This is a genomic window from Dyella sp. C11, from assembly GCF_003121485.1.
Lineage (GTDB): Bacteria > Pseudomonadota > Gammaproteobacteria > Xanthomonadales > Rhodanobacteraceae > Dyella.
The window spans coordinates 182,766-201,804 of record NZ_QAVX01000003.1 but is presented as its reverse complement, the minus strand read 5'-3'; the positions used below and the strand labels follow the sequence as shown (position 1 = coordinate 201,804).

General features: G+C 63.9%; 18 protein-coding genes. 7 read left to right on the top strand and 11 right to left on the bottom strand.

Going from position 1 to position 19,039, the window contains the following annotated elements; all coding sequences use genetic code 11:
* The first annotated feature begins 10 nt into the window (after positions 1–10).
* Positions 11–1,132, top strand: coding sequence for a GNAT family N-acetyltransferase (locus tag DK366_RS05135; protein ID WP_157956456.1), 1,122 nt, complete (start codon positions 11–13; stop codon positions 1,130–1,132).
* Here DK366_RS05135 and moeB read toward each other — a convergent pair whose 3' ends face one another.
* From moeB to ndk, 8 genes are all read right to left on the bottom strand, one after another.
* Positions 1,133–2,299 carry a molybdopterin-synthase adenylyltransferase MoeB gene (gene moeB, locus DK366_RS05130; protein WP_109124456.1) on the bottom strand — a complete coding sequence of 389 codons (1,167 nt, stop codon included), beginning with the start codon at positions 2,297–2,299 and terminating at the stop codon, positions 1,133–1,135.
* A 162-nt stretch (positions 2,300–2,461) separates the two neighbouring features.
* Complete coding sequence (gene der, locus DK366_RS05125; RefSeq protein ID WP_109124455.1) at positions 2,462–3,862, bottom strand: ribosome biogenesis GTPase Der; 1,401 nt, start codon at positions 3,860–3,862, stop codon at positions 2,462–2,464.
* Between the two features lie 24 nt (positions 3,863–3,886).
* On the bottom strand, positions 3,887–5,113 hold the full coding sequence (gene bamB / locus DK366_RS05120; RefSeq protein WP_198651425.1) for an outer membrane protein assembly factor BamB: 1,227 nt from the start codon (positions 5,111–5,113) through the stop codon (positions 3,887–3,889).
* Positions 5,110–5,754, bottom strand: coding sequence for a tetratricopeptide repeat protein (locus tag DK366_RS05115; protein WP_109124454.1), 645 nt, complete (start codon positions 5,752–5,754; stop codon positions 5,110–5,112). Before DK366_RS05115 ends, bamB begins: the two co-directional genes overlap by 4 nt.
* 149 nt (positions 5,755–5,903) lie before the next feature.
* Positions 5,904–6,875, bottom strand: coding sequence for a helix-turn-helix domain-containing protein (locus tag DK366_RS05110; protein WP_232820914.1), 972 nt, complete (start codon positions 6,873–6,875; stop codon positions 5,904–5,906).
* 71 nt (positions 6,876–6,946) lie between these two features.
* On the bottom strand, positions 6,947–7,705 hold the full coding sequence (pilW, locus tag DK366_RS05105; RefSeq protein WP_232820913.1) for a type IV pilus biogenesis/stability protein PilW: 759 nt from the start codon (positions 7,703–7,705) through the stop codon (positions 6,947–6,949).
* Between the two features lie 28 nt (positions 7,706–7,733).
* A complete protein-coding gene (gene rlmN, locus DK366_RS05100; RefSeq protein WP_109124451.1) occupies positions 7,734–8,873 on the bottom strand; it encodes a 23S rRNA (adenine(2503)-C(2))-methyltransferase RlmN in 1,140 nt (379 codons plus the stop codon).
* Positions 8,874–8,997: 124 nt separating this feature from the next.
* A complete protein-coding gene (ndk, locus tag DK366_RS05095) occupies positions 8,998–9,423 on the bottom strand; it encodes a nucleoside-diphosphate kinase (protein ID WP_109124450.1) in 426 nt (141 codons plus the stop codon).
* A gap of 236 nt (positions 9,424–9,659) precedes the next feature.
* Here ndk and DK366_RS05090 point away from each other — a divergent pair, with 236 nt between their 5' ends.
* The 3 genes from DK366_RS05090 to DK366_RS05080 all read left to right on the top strand — a co-directional run bounded on the left by DK366_RS05090 (position 9,660) and on the right by DK366_RS05080 (position 14,148).
* On the top strand, positions 9,660–10,283 hold the full coding sequence (locus tag DK366_RS05090) for a TetR/AcrR family transcriptional regulator (protein ID WP_109124449.1): 624 nt from the start codon (positions 9,660–9,662) through the stop codon (positions 10,281–10,283).
* Positions 10,284–10,362: 79 nt separating this feature from the next.
* Positions 10,363–12,747, top strand: a complete 2,385-nt coding sequence (locus DK366_RS05085; RefSeq protein ID WP_109124448.1) for a 3-hydroxyacyl-CoA dehydrogenase/enoyl-CoA hydratase family protein — start codon at positions 10,363–10,365, stop codon at positions 12,745–12,747.
* A gap of 192 nt (positions 12,748–12,939) precedes the next feature.
* Positions 12,940–14,148, top strand: a complete 1,209-nt coding sequence (locus DK366_RS05080) for an acetyl-CoA C-acyltransferase (protein ID WP_109124447.1) — start codon at positions 12,940–12,942, stop codon at positions 14,146–14,148.
* A 367-nt stretch (positions 14,149–14,515) separates the two neighbouring features.
* Here the strand turns inward: DK366_RS05080 and DK366_RS05075 are convergent, their stop codons facing one another.
* Positions 14,516–14,908 carry a DUF202 domain-containing protein gene (locus tag DK366_RS05075; protein WP_109124446.1) on the bottom strand — a complete coding sequence of 131 codons (393 nt, stop codon included), beginning with the start codon at positions 14,906–14,908 and terminating at the stop codon, positions 14,516–14,518.
* 136 nt (positions 14,909–15,044) lie between these two features.
* On the opposite strand from DK366_RS05075, the gene DK366_RS05070 reads away from it, so the two are divergent.
* The 3 genes from DK366_RS05070 to cycA all read left to right on the top strand — a co-directional run bounded on the left by DK366_RS05070 (position 15,045) and on the right by cycA (position 17,896).
* Positions 15,045–15,584 (top strand): DUF2058 domain-containing protein, encoded by a 540-nt coding sequence (locus tag DK366_RS05070; RefSeq protein WP_109124445.1) that lies wholly within the window; start codon positions 15,045–15,047, stop codon positions 15,582–15,584.
* Between the two features lie 199 nt (positions 15,585–15,783).
* The gene (locus tag DK366_RS05065) at positions 15,784–16,416 is read left to right on the top strand and encodes a 2OG-Fe(II) oxygenase (RefSeq protein ID WP_232820912.1); all 633 of its coding nucleotides are present in this window, start codon (positions 15,784–15,786) and stop codon (positions 16,414–16,416) included.
* A gap of 67 nt (positions 16,417–16,483) precedes the next feature.
* Positions 16,484–17,896, top strand: a complete 1,413-nt coding sequence (gene cycA / locus DK366_RS05060; RefSeq protein ID WP_109124443.1) for a D-serine/D-alanine/glycine transporter — start codon at positions 16,484–16,486, stop codon at positions 17,894–17,896.
* Between the two features lie 50 nt (positions 17,897–17,946).
* Here cycA and DK366_RS21145 read toward each other — a convergent pair whose 3' ends face one another.
* Entirely contained in the window at positions 17,947–18,531 is a 585-nt protein-coding gene (locus DK366_RS21145) for a hypothetical protein (RefSeq protein WP_157956455.1), read from the bottom strand.
* Complete coding sequence (locus DK366_RS05050; RefSeq protein WP_109124441.1) at positions 18,528–19,037, bottom strand: sigma-70 family RNA polymerase sigma factor; 510 nt, start codon at positions 19,035–19,037, stop codon at positions 18,528–18,530. The genes DK366_RS21145 and DK366_RS05050 overlap by 4 nt, the downstream gene beginning before the upstream one ends.
* Between the last annotated feature and the right edge of the window lie 2 nt (positions 19,038–19,039).

Below are 19,039 nucleotides of genomic sequence, written 5' to 3'. Positions count from 1 at the left end.
AACGGACCTCATGGCTGACACGCTACCGCTCGTCCATCCGCTGGAACTGGAAGCCCAGGGCATCCGCCTGCGCCCCTGGCGTCACACGGACGCCGATGCCCTGTTCGAGGCCACCCGCGAATCCATCGCTTCCGTCTCGCCCTGGCTGCCATGGCTGCACGAAGGCTATGACCGCGATGACGGCGCCCAATGGATCGCCAAGTGCGAGGCCGACCAGGAAAAAGGCGAAGCGTATGCCTTCGGCATTTTCGACAAGGATGGCCGCGCCCTGGGTGACATCGCCCTCAACCGCGTCGACCCACGGCGAGGCAGCGCCAACCTGGGTTATTGGGTGCGCACCTCGGCACAGGGCCAGGGTGTGGCCACGCGAGCCGCACGCGCCATCGCCGACTTCGGCTTTCGTGTGCTCGGACTAGTCCGCATCGAAGTCGTGATTGCCGTGGATAACACGGCCAGTCGACGCACCGCCGAGCGACTGGGCGCGAATTTCGACGGCGTGTCGCCGAACCGCATCATTCATCGCGGTGAAGCCGCGCCTGCCGCGGTGTATTCCCTCCTTCCTCCGGAACGCAACGACGCGTCACCGGGTCCGGTGCTGGAGGAAGGCGGCCTGCGCCTGCGCCCCTTTCGCCATGCCGACCTCGACGCCTTGCATGCATCCCTGCACGAGTCGATGGACACCATTGGTCGCTGGCAGCCCTGGTGCACACCCGCCTACAGCAGGGAAGACGGTCGCCGCTTCATCGCCCGGGCACGGCTTGGCTGGCACGGCGTCGGCGACGAATGCGCCCTGGCCATCACCGACCGCGACAGTGACGAGGTGTTGGGCAGTGTGGCGCTCAATCACTGGCAGCCCGATTTCGGCAAGGCCAACCTCGGCTATTGGGTTCGCCAGAGCAGGCAGGAAGGCGGCATCGCCACTCGGGCAGTGCGCTTGCTGACGCGGCACGCCCTGAAGTCCACGGAGCTGCGCCGCATCGAGATCGTGGCCGCCACCGAGAATCGCGCCAGTCGACGCGTGGCAGAAAAAGCAGGAGCCCAGTTCGAAGGTGTGTCGCGTCGACTACTTCTGCTGCGAGGTGAGCCGCTGGATGCAGCGGTCTATTCGTTGATCGCCACCGACATGGACTGATCAGCCTGCCGACGCGCAGAGTTGCACCAGATCCTCGTAGCCGTGGAATGAAGCGGCATCGCCACACCCCGGGCATTCGGCATCGCGAGGCAAACGTGTCTCGCGGAATCGCATGCCCAGCGCATCGAAGTGCAGTAGTCGTCCCACCAGCGATTCACCGATGCCGAGCAGAAGCTTCAGCGCCTCGGTCGCCTGCAGCAAACCCACGATGCCAGGCAGCACGCCGAGCACGCCGGCCTCGCTGCAGTTGGGCGCATCGGCCGCCGCGGGTGGCTCCGGGAAAAGGCAGCGATAGCATGGCGAATCCGCACGACGCGGATCGAACACGCTCACCTGCCCGGTAAAACGCTCTACCGCGCCGTACACCATCGGCATTCGCAGGCGCCGTGAAGCTGCCGCAACGAGGTATCGCGCAGGAAAATTGTCGGCGCCGTCGATCACCAGATCATGATCCGCAAGCAGGCGCTCGACGTTGTCGGCCTGCAAGCGCTCATTACGGATTTCCACCTGCACGCGCGGATTGAGCCCCGCCAGCGCGATGCGCGCGGATTCGGTCTTGTGCATGCCCACGCGCGCGTCGGCATGAATCACTTGTCGGTGCAGGGTCGAGCGCTCCACGCGATCGTCATCGAGCAACGTCAACTGCCCCACGCCCGCCGCAGCGAGATACAAAGCCGCCGGTGCACCAAGTCCGCCCGCACCCAGCAACGCGACGCGAGCCGCCGCCAGTTTCGCCTGCCCTGCCTCGCCCACCTGCGGCAACTGCAACTGGCGCGCGTAGCGTTCAGCGGCATCGCTGTCCAAAGCACCCGAGGCCACCGGCAGGCCCTCGGCCTTCCAGCGCTGGAAGCCACCAGCGACCGACGCGCCGTGCTCGTAACCCATGCGCTGCAATGCTTCGGCAGCAAGCAACGAGCGCTGTCCGCTGCCGCACAAAAGCAGGATCGGCTGCTGGCGATCTGCTGTGATCTGTTCGATGCGCAACTCAAGGAACCCGCGCGAGAGCCCCACGGCGCCCATGGGCGTGCCACTGGCTCGTTCGCCGTCTTCGCGCACGTCGATCAACACACTGCCCTGCGCCTGCCTGGCCAGCGCATCGACGGGAGAAAGCTCGGGGATACTGGCGCGCAGGGAGGCCAGCCAACGGTCGCGGTCAAGGCTCGTCATCGCGCTAGCTTACTCCAAGCGCCAGTGCACACTGCCCGAGGCGCACTCGACGCGCGCTGGCGACGATGGCTCATCTGAAACTCAAGGCCGAGGAAGGCGCCGCTGTTGCCGCGGCGCCATGGCAGAGGCGCACTACGCGCACCTCTGCAAAACAACGGGCAATCAGCGCCCGCGCTTCTTCATCTCGCGGATCATGCGCTGGCGTTTACGCTTCTGGCTGTCCGTGAGCACGTTCTTCTTGCCTGCAAACGGATTCTCACCGTCACGGAACGCAATGCGGATCGGCGTGCCTTCCAGGCGATAACGCTTGCGGAAGAAGTTTTCCAGGTAACGCCGATAGGCAGGCGCAATGTGCTTGGTGCGGCTGCCATGGATCACGATGGTCGGCGGATTGGTGCCGCCGGGATGCGCGAAACGCAGCTTGGGAGCGTGACCGCGAACCAGCGGCGGCTGGTAGCCTTCGTAGGCCATCTCCAGCGTCTTGGTGAGTTCGGACGAACCCAGCTCCTTGGTCGCGGCATGGTGCGCGCGCACCACCGACTTCATCAGCTCACGCAAGCCCGAGCCATGCAGGGCCGAGATGAACACGGTCTTGGCCCAGTCCACGAACTGCAGGCGGCGCTCCAGCGCCTTCTGGCACTGCTCGCGCTGGTAGCTGTCCATGCCGTCCCACTTGTTGACGGCAATGACCAGCGCCCTGCCCTCGTCCACGGCGTGGCCGATCAGGGTGAGATCCTGATCCGCGAGGTTTTCGCGTGCATCGACCATCACCACCACGACCTGCGCGGCGGCCATCGATTGCAGCGTCTTGATGACGCTGAATTTCTCCACCGCTTCTTCGACGCGGGCCTTGCGGCGCACACCGGCGGTATCGATCAGGGTGTACTTGCGGCCATCGCGCTCCAGCGACACGCGAATGGGATCGCGCGTCGTGCCGGCCACATTGGAAACGATCAGCCGGTCTTCGCCGAGCAGGCGATTGATCAGCGTGGACTTGCCCGCGTTCGGGCGGCCGACGATGGCGACGCGAATGCTGTCCGCCTCGCCCGGATCGATTTCCTCGTGCACTTCTTCCGGCAGCAAGGTGATCGCCGTGGCGACGAGGTCGTCGGTACCACGATTGTGCGAGGCAGCCAGCGGCAGCGTGTTGGCGATGCCGAACACGGCGAACTCCGCCATGGCGTTCTGCAGATCAAGGCCATCGGTCTTGTTGACCGCGGCAATGATCGGCTTGCCGCTGCGGCGCAGCTCGGAAAGGATGGTGCGGTCCTGCGGCAGCAGGCCATCGCGCGCATCGACCACGAAGACCAGCACGCTGGCCTCTTCGATGGCTAGGCGCACCTGTTGGGCAGTCAGGCCATCAAGGCCTTCTTCGTCACCGGACAAACCGCCGGTATCCACCACCACGAAGGGGCGTGTGCCGGTGCGGCACACGCCGTAGTGACGATCTCGCGTGACGCCCGGCATATCAGCCACCAGGGCGTCGCGACTGCGCGTCAGTGCGTTGAAGAGGGTCGATTTACCGACATTGGGACGACCGACCAGGGCAACGACGGGCAGCATGAGTTAACAACCTTCAAAAAGTGATCAGCGGCTGCCGATACGGTAAGCGCCGATACGGCCCTTGACGTCTTCGACGTACACGATGTCACCGACAACCAGCGGCTGCGCACGAATGGCCTTCTTGGACAGGCGCTCGCGCGCCGCCAGCGCACCGTCGCCGACCTGCAGGAAGTGCACGTAGCCTTCCAGGTCGCCGACCACGACGTAATTGCCAAGCACAGCCGGGCCGGTGAGCCAGCGGTACTTCAGCGCGTCGTTCTTCCACATGTCCGAACCGCCGTTCTTGTCGAACGCCCAGACCTGGGAGTCGTCGTTCACGCCATAAACGGCGCTGTCGGTGACTTCCAGCGAGGTGAACGTGGAGAACGGACGCCCCCACAGCGGACGGCCACTGGGGCCATCAATCGCGGCAAGGTTGCCGTGATAAGCCGCGCCGTACAGCGTGGTACCGGAAAGGATGATCGAGCCGTCCGCGTCGGCAAGGCGATCGATTTCGGTACGGCCTTCGCCGCTGGCGAGCGTCTGTTCCCAGAGCTTCTCGCCGTTGTCCAGGCGCAGCGCGACCAGCTTGCCGGCGTCGTTGCCGTAGAACACCACGCCATTGGCCGCCAGCAGCGGACCATTGCCGCGCAGGCTGAGCAGCGGCACGCTGTCCTGGTCGTACACCCAGCGACGCTCGCCCGTGGCGCTGTCGAAGCCGTACAGACGGCCATCCTGCGTGCGCGCAATGACAAGGTTGCCGGAGATGACCGGCGAGGAAATCACTTCGGAATTGACGACCGATTCCCAGCGCGGGCTGCCGTCCTTCGCATTGATGCCGTACACGTGGCCATCGAGCGTACCGACCACGAGCAGGTCGCCGGCCACCATCGGGCCACCGGCATACAGCGCATCGGCGCGCTTCTTGTCGCCCCAGCCAAACCAGCCCTGGGTGCGCGAGCTCTTGGACCACAGCGTCTTGCCGCTGGTGGCATCGATGGCGGCGATCTTGCCGTCGGTGCTGCACGCGTAGAGCACGCCGTCCGCAAAGGCAGGACGCAGGCGAACGCCACTGTCGCCGGCGCCGTCACCGACGCTGGTCGTCCACAGCTTGCTTACTTCGACGGTGTTCTTGAAATCCTTGGCCAGCGGAGTCGGCGGCTGGACGTTTTCTTTCTTGAACGAATGGCAGCCGGCAAGGACGACCAAGGAGGTCAGCGCCACCAGCCACACACGCTTCATCGAACCGCCCTTCTTCACTTCAGGTTTCATGCACCCTGCTTCCCGGCCACGGCCAGATCATCGATTTTCATCTGCACGCTCTGAGGCGCGTTCTCACCCATCGCTGCCTTGGCGGCCACATAGGCCTTGCGGGCATCGTCCGGGCGCCCAAGCTTGACCAGCACATCGCCGCGTAGTTCCTGAGCCACGCCTTCATAGGCCTTGGCAGGCATGCGGTCCAGCGCGGCCAGCGCATCAGTGCCCTTGCCCTGCGCCAGCAACACCCTGGCGGTGCGCATCTGCGCCAATGCCTTGAGGTTCGCGTCCGACGTGTGGCCCTCGGCCCAACCCAGCGACTCGATCGCCTTGTCCAGCTGCTTGGCCTGGACCTGGCGCTCCGCGCGATCGCTCACGGCAAAAAAGGCATAGGTGGAGTCGGTGTAATCCTTGAGCAATTGCTCGGTCAGCTGGTCGGCGCTATCCGTCTTGCCGGAAGCCGCAGCAACCTGGATCTGCTGATAAAGATTGGAAGCCTCGGCCTGATGTTCGGCCTTGTGCTTGTTCCACTGCTGCCAGCCGAAGATGCCAACCAGGCCGATCGCAATGCCGACGACGATGGACAGGCCGTTCTGGCGCAACCACTGCTGTACGCGTTCGCTCTGTTCGTAATCGTCGTACGCTTCAAATGCCATGCAATCACCCTTGGGGAACCACACGCCTAAGGCCCCTGGTGGCGCCCGTCATGCGGAAAAGAAATCAGCCCGACTTGCCCGCTCGTCGCCGAGCGGACAATGGGCAAGCATAACCGATTGCGCCAGGCCGCACAGGCCCGGCGCGAGACTCAAGCGCCGGCAGGCGCAGCCTTGCCGTCATGCATTTCGACTCGGAAATGCGCGACATTGGAACGGCGGTAGTTGTCCAGCGCCATCGGCTGGCCATCCAGCATGACCTGGGCGCCATTGGCGTTGCCAATACGCACTTCCAGGGCCTGGTCGCTGTGATAGGTCTTGGAGCTGCCGGCCGGCAGCAGGCCATATTCCAGGCGTGAACCGTCTTTCGCGGTCACTTCGACCCAGCTGGCGCTTTGCAGGCTCAACACCAGGCTGTGCGCGCCAGTACCGGACGCATCCGAAGCTGCCGGCGCAGCGGCCTGCGGCGCGGCGTGGCTGTCGCCACCCAGGTTCGGGAACGGCGTCATGGACGCCATCAGCGGCTGATCCTGCGGTTGTTGCGGCGCAGGCTGCACCGGCTGCTGAGACGCCGGTGCCGCAGCCACGTCGGCGGCATTTTCCTGCGGCCCGGTCGTCGCCACGTTGGCATTCGTGGCCGCGCTGGCGCTGGTCGCTGGCGCATCCACCTGCGCTACCGGAGCGGCATCAAGCGGAGCCAGGTGACTGACATCGCGATCCAGGGTGCCGCGAACACCAAGCCAGATCGTGGGAACCACGATCGCCGCCGTCAGCACGACGTACGTCGCGGCGCGAGCGTAGTTTTCCAGCAGGTAGCGCGAGTGCGAAATGCCGCCGGTCGCCACCAGCGAAGGCTGCGCAGGCTTGATGCGCTCCAGCTCGGCCTTGACCTCTTCCTCGTCGATGCCGAGGTAACGCGCGTACTTGGTGAGGTAACTACCCAGGTAAACCTGGTAGTCGATACCACCGTATTCGTTGCTTTCGATCTGCTTGAGCACCCGCGTGGGCAGGCGCAGCGTGTGTGCGCACGACGCAACGTCGATGCCGCGCGCCTCGCGCGCAGCGCGCAGGCGCCCGCCAAGGCTGCCCTTGATCGCGTCCAGCGAAGAATGTTCGATATCCATGGTCGCGTTGGGTGCTTCGTTAAAGGGAAATGCCCGGTTGCCGCTGTTGGCCGAATCTGACTGCTGAGAGGTCATTGGCGTGCAGTTGCGTCGAGGGCGCGCGCCTGCTCCGAATCCGGGAACTGGCTTTGCAGTCGCCTACTGTAGTTGAGAGCAGCATCCCTGTTGCCCAACCGTGCTTCGATGTCATGTCCAAGTTTCAGCGAGGCCGCGGTCGGCTGACCCAGCGCATCAAATCGCTGGATGAAGGCCCTTGCACGGAACGCATCGTTCTGAAGATAAAGCACATTGGCGAGCTGATACAACGCCCCGCCGTTCTGCGAATCGATTTCCAGCGCCTTGCGGAAGTCGGCCTCGGCAGCCGGAAGATTCTGCGTCTTGCCCTGGCAAATGCCGGCATTGGTCCAGGCCAGCGCAGGTGTTTGATAGAACGGATCGGCCACGGCCTTCTGGAAATACGGCAGCGCTTCGGCCGACTTGCCTTCGGCGTTGCACAGGAACCAGCCGAGATTGTTGTTGGTGTCGCCCTTGTCCGGCGCCAGCGACTGCGCCTTGCGGTAATGCATTTCCGCATTCGGCATGTCGTTGATGCGCTGGTAAATCACGCCAGCCACGGTATGGGCCGGCACATAGTTCGGATCGAACTGCAGCGCCTTGTTGATCTTGACCAGCGCGTCTTCCAGATCACCGTTGGTCAGGTACTGCTGGGCCAGCTCGGTGTGGATGCGGGCGCCTTCCTGCTTCTGCTCGGCCTTGCTGGTATGCGGAATCTTGTCGGGCGGCGGCGCCGCGCTCGTATTGGGCACGGACACGCACGCAGCCATGGACATGGCCGCTCCCGCGCTCAACAACCATCGATCAAGCCGCATGACTCGCCCCTTCGTCCAGACGCTTTCGAAATTCGGCCTGGCGACGGGTGCGATCCAATACCTGCCCTTTGAGCTGGCCACATGCCGCGTCGATGTCGTCACCGCGAGTACGGCGCAACATGGTCAGCACGTTGGCATTGAGCAACTGGGTCTGGAAGGCGCGGATGGTTTCGGCGTCAGAGCGCTCGAAACGCGTGCCAGGAAAAGGATTGAACGGAATCAGGTTGACCTTGCACTGAGGCATGCGGCGCATCAGCTTGATCAGCTGGCGGGCATGCTCGGGCTGGTCGTTGACACCCTTCATCAGGGTGTACTCGAACGTGATGGACGTGCGCGGCCTGCGATCCAGCCAGCGCTGGCAAGCGGCCATCAGTTCGGCAATGGGATAACGCTTGTTGAGCGGCACGAGTTCCGTGCGCAACTCATCGTTGGCGGCATGCAGCGACACGGCCAGCGACACGTCGATGGTGTCGGACAGCTTGTCGATCATCGGCACCAGGCCGGCGGTGGACAGCGTGACGCGCTTGGAAGCCAGGCCGAAGCCCAGGTCGTCGCGCATCAGGCTCATCGCCTTGGTGACGTTCTCGAAGTTCAGCAACGGCTCGCCCATGCCCATCATCACCACGTTGGTGATGCGGCGGTTCTGGTGCGTGATGTTGCCGAGGTATTTGGCCGCCACCCACATCTGCCCGATGATTTCGGACGTGGCGAGGTTGCGGTTGAAGCCCTGCGTCGCGGTGGAGCAGAACTGGCAATTGAGTCCGCAACCCACCTGCGAGGACACGCAGAGCGTGCCGCGGGTGGGCTCGGGAATGTAGACCGCCTCGACGGCGTTGCCACCGTCCATGCCAAGCAGCCACTTGTGCGTGCCGTCGGCAGCACCCTTGTCGAACATGGTCTTGGGTGCACCGACATAGCACGACGCTTCGAGCTTGGCTCGAAGCGCCTTGCCGACATCGGTCATGTTTTCGAAGTTGTCTTCCAGGCGGTGGTAGATCCACTTCATCACCTGCTCGGCGCGATACGGCTTCTCGCCAATGCTGGCGAAGAAGTCACGCAGGCCCTGTCGATCGAAATCGAGCAGGTTGACCTTGTCGGTGGTGGGGATGGATACGGCCTGGTCAGTCATCTTCTATTGCGGCGCGATGCCGCCCTCTATTTCCTTACGTCATCCATTGAAACGCGGTTTTCGTGAAGAGTGCGGCCATGGATGGCCGCTTTTTGATCTTCGCGTTCATGGATGAACGCACTAATTAGCGCGAGTGAACTTCGGTCGTGGCGAAGAAGTACGCGATTTCGACCGCTGCGGTTTCAGCAGCGTCGGAACCGTGCACGGCGTTCGCGTCGATGGAGTCGGCAAAGTCGGCGCGGATCGTGCCCGCAGCGGCTTCCTTCGGGTTGGTGGCGCCCATCAGGTCGCGGTTCTTCAGAATCGCGCCTTCACCCTGCAGCACCTGGATCATCACCGGGCCGGAGATCATGAACTCGACCAGTGCGTTGAAGAACGGGCGCTCTTTGTGCACGGCATAGAAGCCTTCGGCTTCGGCGCGCGACAGCTGCTTCATCTTCGAAGCGATGACCTTCAGGCCAGCCTTTTCGAAGCGTGCGTAGATTTCGCCGATCACGTTCTTGGCAACGGCGTCGGGCTTGATGATGGAAAGGGTGCGCTCCAGCGCCATGAGGTCTGCTCCGGAAAAAAACTGGTATCTGAGTGGGCGGGTCGGTCTTTGCCGACGAACTTACGCCAAATCCGCCCTAGATATGCGGATTTAGCTCACGAAAGTTTGACAGATTCTACCTGATACGCAAGCCGGGCGCAGGGATTTCACGCCCCCTTGAAACGACCGTTTGACGGGCGCAAATCGTCCCGCGTATCCTCAAACGATCGTTTGATTCTTGCCCGGGGTTGCGGACCATGCCTGTCTCCAGTGCTTCCATGCCGACCAAGGAGCGCATTCTCGGCGCCGCGGAGGAATTGTTCGCCCGCCACGGGTTCGAAGGCGCCTCGCTGAGGCAGCTCACGGCCGCCGCGGGCGTGAATCTGGCTGCCGTGAATTACCACTTCGGCTCCAAGGACCGCCTGATCGAAGAGGTGTTCCGCCGCCGCCTGGACCAGCTGAACGGCCGTCGCCTGGCCGCCCTGCAGAAGATTGCCGGCGAGCCGGGAACCACCATCGAGGACGTGCTGGCCGCGTTCATCACGCCTGCACTCGAGCTTTCCCACGATGGCAACGGTTCGCTCTTCATGCGCGTGCTGGCCCGGGCGTTCGCCGAGCACGACGACACCCTCCGCAAGTTCCTGTCGGACAACTACGGCCACGTGATGCGCCAGTTCACCGCCGAATTCGCTCGCCTGCTGCCCACGTTGAGCAAGGAAGAACTGTATTGGCGCGTGGACCTGGTCACCGGCGCCCTGACTCATGCCATGTCCGGCTTCGGCATGATCCAGCGCAAGAGCGACGTGCCCGAACAGCGGCACCGCGAGCAGACCGCCGAACACCTGATCCGCTTTGCGGCCTCCGGCCTCAAGGCCCCCTGATTTCGCTCCACCGAACCCTTTCGGCCGGTGACGGCCGCCTGTCTCACAACCACAAGCGTTTCGCATTACGGAGAAGCCAATGACCGCTCCATCCATCCCCAAAGCGCTACGTATCCGCAAGGCTGCGGTGCTCGGCGCCGGCGTCATGGGCGCGCAGATTGCCGCGCACCTGAGCAATGCCGGCGTTGAAACCGTGCTGTTCGACCTTGCCGCGAAGGAAGGCCCCAAGAGCGGCATCGCGCTGAAGGCCATCGCCAACCTGCAGAAGCTCTCGCCTGCCCCGTTGGCCGACAAGAACGTCGCCGCCACCATCATCCCGGCCAACTACGACGAGCACCTCGATCATCTGAAGGATGTGGATCTCGTCATCGAAGCCATCGCCGAACGCATGGACTGGAAGCTCGATCTCTACAAGAAGATCGCTTCGCACCTGTCGCCGACCGCCGTGATCGCGTCCAACACCTCGGGCCTGTCGATCAACCAGTTGGCCGAAGCACTGCCGGAAGAAATGCGTCACCGTTTCAGCGGCGTGCACTTCTTCAATCCGCCGCGCTACATGCACCTGGTCGAGCTGATTCCGACCAAACTCACCGACAAGAACGTGCTGGAAGGCCTTGAGGCATTCCTGACCACGGCGCTCGGCAAGGGCGTCGTGTACGCCAAGGACACGCCGAACTTCATTGGCAACCGCATCGGCGTGTTCTCGATGCTGGCCACCATGCACCACACGCAGCAGTTCGGCCTGGGCTTCGACACGGTCGACGCGCTCACCGGTCCGGCGGTTGGACGTCCGAAGAGTGCGACCTACCGCACCGCTGACGTCGTGGGCCTGGACACCATGGCGCACGTGATCAAGACCATGGCCGACACGCTGGCCGACGATCCGTGGCACGAATACTTCAAGGCACCGGTGTGGCTCTCCGCCCTCATCGAAAAGGGCGCGCTGGGCCAGAAGACGGGCGCGGGTTTCTATCGCAAGGCCGGCAAGGACATCGTCGTCCTCGACGTGGCCAAGCAGGATTACCGCCCGTCCGAGCAGAAGGCGTCCGACGAAGTCGCCGCCATCCTCGCCATCAAGGACCCGGCCGAGAAGTTCGGCAAGCTGCGTGCATCGAATGATCCGCAGGCACAGTTCCTGTGGGCGACGTTCCGTGACCTGTTCCACTACAGCGCCTACCACCTGGCCGATATCGCCGACACCGCGCGTGACGTCGACTTCGCCATCCGCTGGGGTTACGGCTGGAAGCTCGGTCCGTTCGAAACCTGGCAGGCTGCTGGCTGGCAGCAGGTCGCCGGCTGGATTGCCGAGGACATCGCCGCCGGCAAGGCCATGAGCAAGGCACCGCTGCCGGCGTGGGTCACCGACGGCCGCAACGGCGTGCACGGCAAGGACGGTTCGTGGTCGGCATCGGCCGGCACCAACAAGCCGCGCTCGCAGCACCCGGTTTACCAGCGTCAGCTGTTCCCCGATCCGATCCTGGGCGAGAAGTTCGACCAGGGCACCACGGTGTGGGAGAACGAGGGCGTGCGCCTGTGGACGCTCGGCGACGACGGCGTGGGCATCATCTCGTTCAAGACCAAGATGAACACGGTCAACGACCACGTGCTCAACGGCGTGCAGCAGGCGATCGACATCGCCGAGCAGCAGCTGAAGGCCGTGGTGATCTGGCAGACCGGCGAGCCGTTCTCGGCCGGCGCGGATCTCAAGGGCGCGCTGGGCCTGCTGCAGGCGGGCAAGTTCGACGACTTCGACGCCATGGTCGCCAACTTCCAGGCCACCAGCATGCGCATCAAGCACTCGCTGGTGCCGGTGGTGTCTGCCGTGCGTGGTCTCGCCCTCGGCGGCGGCTGCGAATTCCAGATGCATTCGGCCCGCACGGTCGCTGCACTGGAAAGCTACATCGGTCTGGTCGAAGCCGGCGTCGGCCTGCTGCCGGCCGGTGGCGGTCTGCACGAGCTGGCCATCCGCGCGGCGAAGGCCAACCCGGAAGATCCGTTCGAGGCGCTGAAGAAGGTGTTCGAGACCGTCGCCATGGCGAAGGTGTCGGGCAGCGCTATGGAAGCCAAGCAGTTGGGCCTGCTGCGCGACAGCGACGTGGTCGTGTTCAACGCCTACGAGCTGTTGTACGTGGCCAAGAAGGTCGCGCTGTCGCTGGCTGAAACCGGCTGGCGTCCGCCGATGATGGCCCGCAACATCCCGGTTGCCGGCGATGTGGGCACCGCCACCTTCCAGGCATCGCTTGCCAACCTCGCCGAAGGCTACTTCGCTTCGCCGCATGACGTGGCCATCGCCACGCGCATTGCCGACACGCTGTGCGGCGGCAAGATCGAGCGCGGTTCGCAGGTGGACGAGGAGTGGCTGCTGCAGCTGGAACGCAAGCACTTCGTGGAGCTGGCCAAGACCGAGAAGACCCAGGCCCGCATCGCGCACACCATGACCACGGGTAAGCCGCTGCGTAACTAACCCGACTCTTCGCTCGCCATCCCCGCGCAGGCGGGGATCCAGCGACTTTAAAGGCACTGGATTCCCGCTTTCGCGGGAATGACGAGCAAAAGAATCGCAACCTGTTATGGCTCGTTACTCCCACAACGTGAGTGACGATCAAAAAACCAATAGCGTCGCCGCGAATCACGCGCGACGCCACGGAGCAAAACCATGACCAAGCAAGTGCAAGACGCCTACATCGTCGCCGCCACCCGCACGCCGGTCGGCAAGGCGCCGCGCGGCGTGTTCCGCAACACCCGTCCGGACGACATGCTCGCCCACGTGATCCGCGCCGTGATGGCGCAGGCACCGGGCATCGATCCGCATCGCATCGAAGACGTCATCGTCGGCTGCGCCATGCCCGAAGCCGAGCAAGGCATGAACGTGGCGCGCATCGGCGCCCTGCTCGCCGGCCTGCCGTACACGGTGCCGGGCGTCACCATCAACCGCTTCTGCTCGTCGGGCGTGCAGGCGATTGCCATGGCTGCCGACCGCATCCAGCTCGGCGTAGCCGACCTGACGATCGCCGCCGGTACCGAAAGCATGAGCATGGTGCCGATGATGGGCCACAAGGTGGCGATGAACCCCGCCATCTTCGCCAACAAGGAAGATGTCGCCATTGCCTACGGCATGGGCATCACCGCCGAGAAGGTGGCCGAGCAGTGGAAGATCACGCGTGAGCAGCAGGACGCGTTCGCCGTGGAAAGCCATCGCCGCGCCCTGGCCGCCATCGCCGCTGGCGAGTTCAAGGACGAGATCACCCCGTTCCAGCTCGACGATCATTACCCCAACCTCGAAACGCGCGGCATCGTCACCGACAGCCGCCTGATCGACACCGATGAAGGCCCGCGCGCCGGCACCACGCTGGAAGTACTTGGCAAGCTGCGCACGGTGTTCCGTAACGACAAGTTCGGCGGCTCGGTGACGGCCGGCAACTCCTCGCAGATGTCCGACGGCGCCGGCGCGCTGCTGCTGGCCAGCGAGAAGGCGATCAAGGAGTTCAACCTCACCCCGATCGGCCGCTTCGTCGGTTACTCGGTGGCGGGCGTGAAGCCGGAAGTGATGGGCATTGGTCCGAAGGAAGCCATTCCGAAGGCGCTCAAGCAGGTCGGCCTGACCAAGGACCAGCTGGACTGGATCGAACTCAACGAAGCCTTCGCCGCGCAGGCGCTGGCCGTGATGGGCGACCTGGGCCTGGACCCGGCCAAGGTGAATCCGCTGGGCGGCGCCATTGCGCTGGGCCATCCGCTCGGCGCCACCGGCGCCATCCGCGCCGCCACCCTGCTGCACGGCATGCGCCGTCGCAAGCAGAAGTACGGCATGGTGACCATGTGCATCGGCACCGGCATGGGTGCGGCGGGCGTGTTCGAGGCGCTGTGATCCAGCGTTTCATGCTGGATGAAGAAGCGCCGCAGCGATGCGGCGCTTTTTTTGTGCATGGCGTTGATGGGCTTCGGTTGGTCGGCTCAAAGAAAGATTGATGCGCCCGCGTCGCGCACAGGGTGCGCTCCCACATGTTCGGTGCGTGGTGGCTCCCATGTAGGAGCCCACTTGTGGGCGACAATCCAGCATCGGTGAGCACCGGGCCGTGCGTGTCGCGCACAAGTGCGCTCCTACAAGGGCCGCGCCAGCCTTCAACGCCAAGACGGCGCCGTGCCGCCTCCTTGTGGGAGCCCACCCTGTGGGCGACAAACCGGCGGAGCGGAATGCCTGAGGTATGCCCACCGTCAGCAGCGGCCCAATTTCATCAACTCAACGCCGCAATCTGCCTCGCCACATACACGGTCAGGAAGATCGCCATCAGCACCAGCAATACCGCCATGGCCCGTGCCACCCAGGAGTCGCCATACATCGTCGACTCCAGAGACTCGATGGCCCGCCGATTGCGATAGAAACGCAATGTGGCACCGACGATCATCAAGGCGCCGACCAACAACAGGCCCAGGCCCAGCCACTGGGATGCCCGCGTGTGCAGCATGGTGGCCGCATTGGCTGCGTTGCTCGCCGCGCGCGAGGTGAACAGCAGGAAGATGTCGAAGCGCTCCAGCAGGAAGCCGAACGCCATGACCGAGATGGCGGTGCGCACCCAGGCCAGGTAGGTACGTTCATTGGCTGAATGATCGGAGAAATACGGGATCACGGTAGACCCTTGATGGCGGGCTCCGACGCCCTGTCGCGGACATCATGCCACGTCGCGTCTCATGGCCGGGGAGCGCCAGGCACGTCCGGCGAGGCGCGCGCTACAATCGGCGACCACGCCTCCCGAACGTCGCCTCATGCGCAATCCCCTGCAGGAACAACTACTCAAGGCCGGCCTCGCCAAGAAGGGCAAGGTCGACCAGATCGCCCGCGAACAGGCCAAGCAGCGCCAGGGCAAGGCCGCCCCTTCCGAGCCGGTAGAGAAGATCGACGCCCAGCGCCTGCAGGCCGAGAAAGCCGAGCGCGACCGCGCCCTGGCTGCCGAGCGCAATGCGCAGGCACAGGCACGCGAAGTGGCCGCACAGGTGCGCCAGATCATCGACGCGAACAAGATCAAGCGCGAAGGCGACATCACTTATCGCTTCACCGACGGAGAAGCGATGCAAAGCGTGCTGGTGAATGAAACCTTGCGCACGCAACTGGCCAAGGGCGTGCTGGTGATCGTTCGCGCAGGCAGCGGTTACGAGTTGCTGCCGCGCATGGCTGCCGAAAAAATCCGCGAACGCGATGCCTCCATCATCGTGCTCGACCACGGCCAGAAGACGGAAGGCTCGCCCGCCAGCGAAGACGACGAGTTCTACAGCCAGTTCAAAGTGCCGGACGATCTGATCTGGTAATGGTGGCCATGTGCAGCGCAAGAAACGGAGTGTGAGACGGGTCGTCGTTGGTTAGCTTGGTTACCCGCTCCGCACACCACCCAAGCCTCCGCGCATGCATGCACAGCCGATCGATCTGCAAGACCACGCCATGTCGTCCCGCATCGACGCCGTGGACTGGCCCCTTGTCCTAGGTGACATCCACGCACGAGGAAGCGCAATGCTTCCGGCCCTGCTCGATGCACCTACCTGTCGCGAGATTGCCAATCACTACAGTGACGACACGCTGTATCGAAGCCGTGTGGTGATGGCGCGTCACGGGTTCGGCATGGGCGAGTACAAGTATTTCCAATATCCCCTGCCCGCTCCCGTGCAGCTCCTGCGCCAGGCGCTCTATCCGCGGCTCGCCCCGCTGGCCAACGACTGGAACGCCCGCATGGGCATCGACACCCGGTATCCGGCCACGCACGCCTCCTTCCTCTCCCGTTGCCACGACGCCGGGCAAACGCGCCCCACGCCACTGCTGCTTCGCTACGGTGAGGGCGACTACAACTGCCTGCACCAGGATCTCTACGGCGAACACGTTTTCCCGTTGCAGGTGGCCATCCTGCTGTCCGAACCCGGGCGGGATTTCACCGGCGGCGAGTTCGTGCTCACCGAACAACCGCCGCGCATGCAATCGCGTGCTGAAGTGGTTCCGTTGCATCAGGGCGATGCCGTTGTCTTCGCGGTGAATCAGCGTCCCGTCGCTGGCACGCGCGGCTCCTACCGGGTCACCATGCGTCACGGTGTGAGTCGCGTGCGCAGCGGCCAGCGGCACATGCTGGGCATCATTTTCCACGACGCGCGATAGCTTCTCCCGGCGCACCGCGAATCCGATAGGATGGCCCTTTCGTGCCATCCCAAGGATCGTGCCGCCCATGCAGAACCACGAACCGACCGCCACGACGGGCGCTCCCGAGCATCACCTGCAGCGCAACCTGCGCAACCGCCACCTGCAGCTGATCGCCATTGGCGGCGCCATTGGCACCGGCCTCTTCATGGGCTCGGGCAAGACCATCAGCCTCGCCGGCCCCTCGGTGATCTTCGCCTACGCCATCATCGGAAGCGTGTTGTTCTTCATGATGCGGGCGATGGGCGAGCTGCTGCTGTCGAACCTGCACTACAAGTCGTTCGTGGATTTCAATTACGACTTGCTGGGCCCTGCAGCGGGCTTCTTCACCGGCTGGACCTACTGGTTCTGCTGGGTGGTCACCGGCATCGCGGACATCGCCGCCATCACGGGCTACGTCCAGTTCTGGGCGCCAGGCGTGCCGCTGTGGCTGCCCGGATCGGCCTGCATTCTTTTGCTGCTCAGCCTCAACCTGCTGACGGTAAAACTATTCGGCGAACTGGAGTTCTGGTTCGCGCTGGTCAAGATCATCGCCATCGTGTCGCTCATCGCCATCGGTGTGGTGCTGATCGCCATCGGCTTCACGTCGCCGTCGGGCGCCAAGGCGGCGGTATCCAATCTCTGGACGAATGGCGGCTGGTTCCCCCATGGTGGCGCGGGTTTCCTTGCCGCGTTCCAGATCGCGGTATTCGCCTTTGTCGGTATCGAGCTGGTGGGTACCGCGTCGGCCGAGGCGCGCGATCCGGAAAAGACCCTGCCCAAGGCCATCAATTCCATTCCCATCCGCGTCATCGTGTTCTACGTGCTCGCGCTGCTGGTGATCATGACCGTGACGCCGTGGAACCAGGTGGTGCCGGACAAGAGCCCGTTCGTGAATCTCTTCATGCTGATCGGCATTCCGATCGCTGCCAGCCTGATCAACTTCGTGGTGCTCACTTCGGCGACGTCGTCCGCCAACAGCGGCATCTATTCGACGGGGCGCATGCTCTATGGCCTGTCTGCCGGCAAGCTCGGGCCCAAGCCGTTCGCCAGGCTGAGCAACAACAACGTGCCGGCCAACGGGCTCGCCTATTCGTGCTTTCTGCTCTTCATCGGCGTGTTCCTGCTCTACCAGGAAGGCGACGTAATGAAGGTGTTCACCATCGTCACCACCATCTCCAGCATCTGCTTCATCTTCGTGTGGTCGCTGATCATGATTGCGTACATGCGCTACCGGAAGCTGCACCCGGAACGTCACGCATCGTCCATCTTCAAGATGCCCGGCGGCGTGGCGATGTGCTGGATCGTGCTGGCGTTCTTCGCGTTCGTGCTGTGGGTGTTTGCGCAGAAGCAGGACACTCTGCAGGGCCTGATCTACACACCCATCTGGTTCGTGTGCCTGGGACTGTGCTATCCGCTCTACCGCAAGCAGGCGATAGAGCATCGCAAGGACACGCACTGAAACGAAGGTCGGCGTGCGGGTTCATACCATCCGCACACCGGCTCGCCCGCCTAGACATCCGGCTTCAGCAGATCATGAATTCGCACGATGCGCGCACGCTGACGCCTGATGTACCAGAAGTAGAACGCGAAGATTCCAACCATCAGCGGCGCGTTTACTGCCACTTGCAGCACCAGCATCGACTTGAGCCTGGGATCTGCCTGCCAACGTGCAGGCTCCAGTTCCGGCAGGCCAACCACGACGCTCACGGCAACCCAGGCCAGGGTGGCCCAGATGTTGAGCTTCGCCAGGCGTATGCCCGCTGCCGCGCGTTGAAGCGTGAGCTTCAACAGGCTGTGGACATCGTCGCCCGAGGCCCGCCAGGTGCCTCGGCGCACGTGCAGGTATAGCCATTGAAGCGCGAGCACGAACACCAGCGAGGCCATACTCCATAGATGCCAACGCCCCGTCGTAAGCATAGCCAGTCGCACGCACTGCGCGCAGGCAACGATTGAGCCCGCGATTTCCAGCGTCACCAACGTGCGCATGCGCCACAACTTCCTCGACGCGGTCCGCTGCAGGCGCGCGACATCCACTTCGGGCTGCTCTCGCCATAGCTCGCCCCATTGGGACCAGTCATTGCCTTGGTCGCTCACGCCTGTTCTCCCAGTGCCGTTTTCAAGGCACTTTTTGCGCGGTTGAGCCGCACGCCGACGCTATTGGTGGTGATGCCGAGCGCATCCGCGATCTCGGCGTGACTGAAACCTTCAAGAGCCAAGGTCACGGCTTGCCGCAGGGACAGTGGCAGGCGCCTCACCGCGTCCTGCAGACGCACGCGACGTTCTTCGAGTTCCGCATGTCCCTCGGGGCCGTGACGCGGTTCCACCCAGTCGTCGTTCAATGCACTGCCCGTCGGCCGGCGCATCTGACCCACGACATGCGTCGCGCCACGGTTGTGCGCCACACGTGCCACGAAGGCCCGCAACGGCGCCTCCCCTCGCCATCCCGGCAGGGCTCGCCACAGCGCCAGCGCCATGTCCTGCAAGAGGTCATCGCGCAGCGCCAGGTCCGCTTCGTAGCTGGCGGCAATGCGCGATAGCAGCCCCGCATGCTCGCGCAGCACCTCGTTGAAGTTCTTGTGTTGCCCCGCGTCCCCAGTCATCG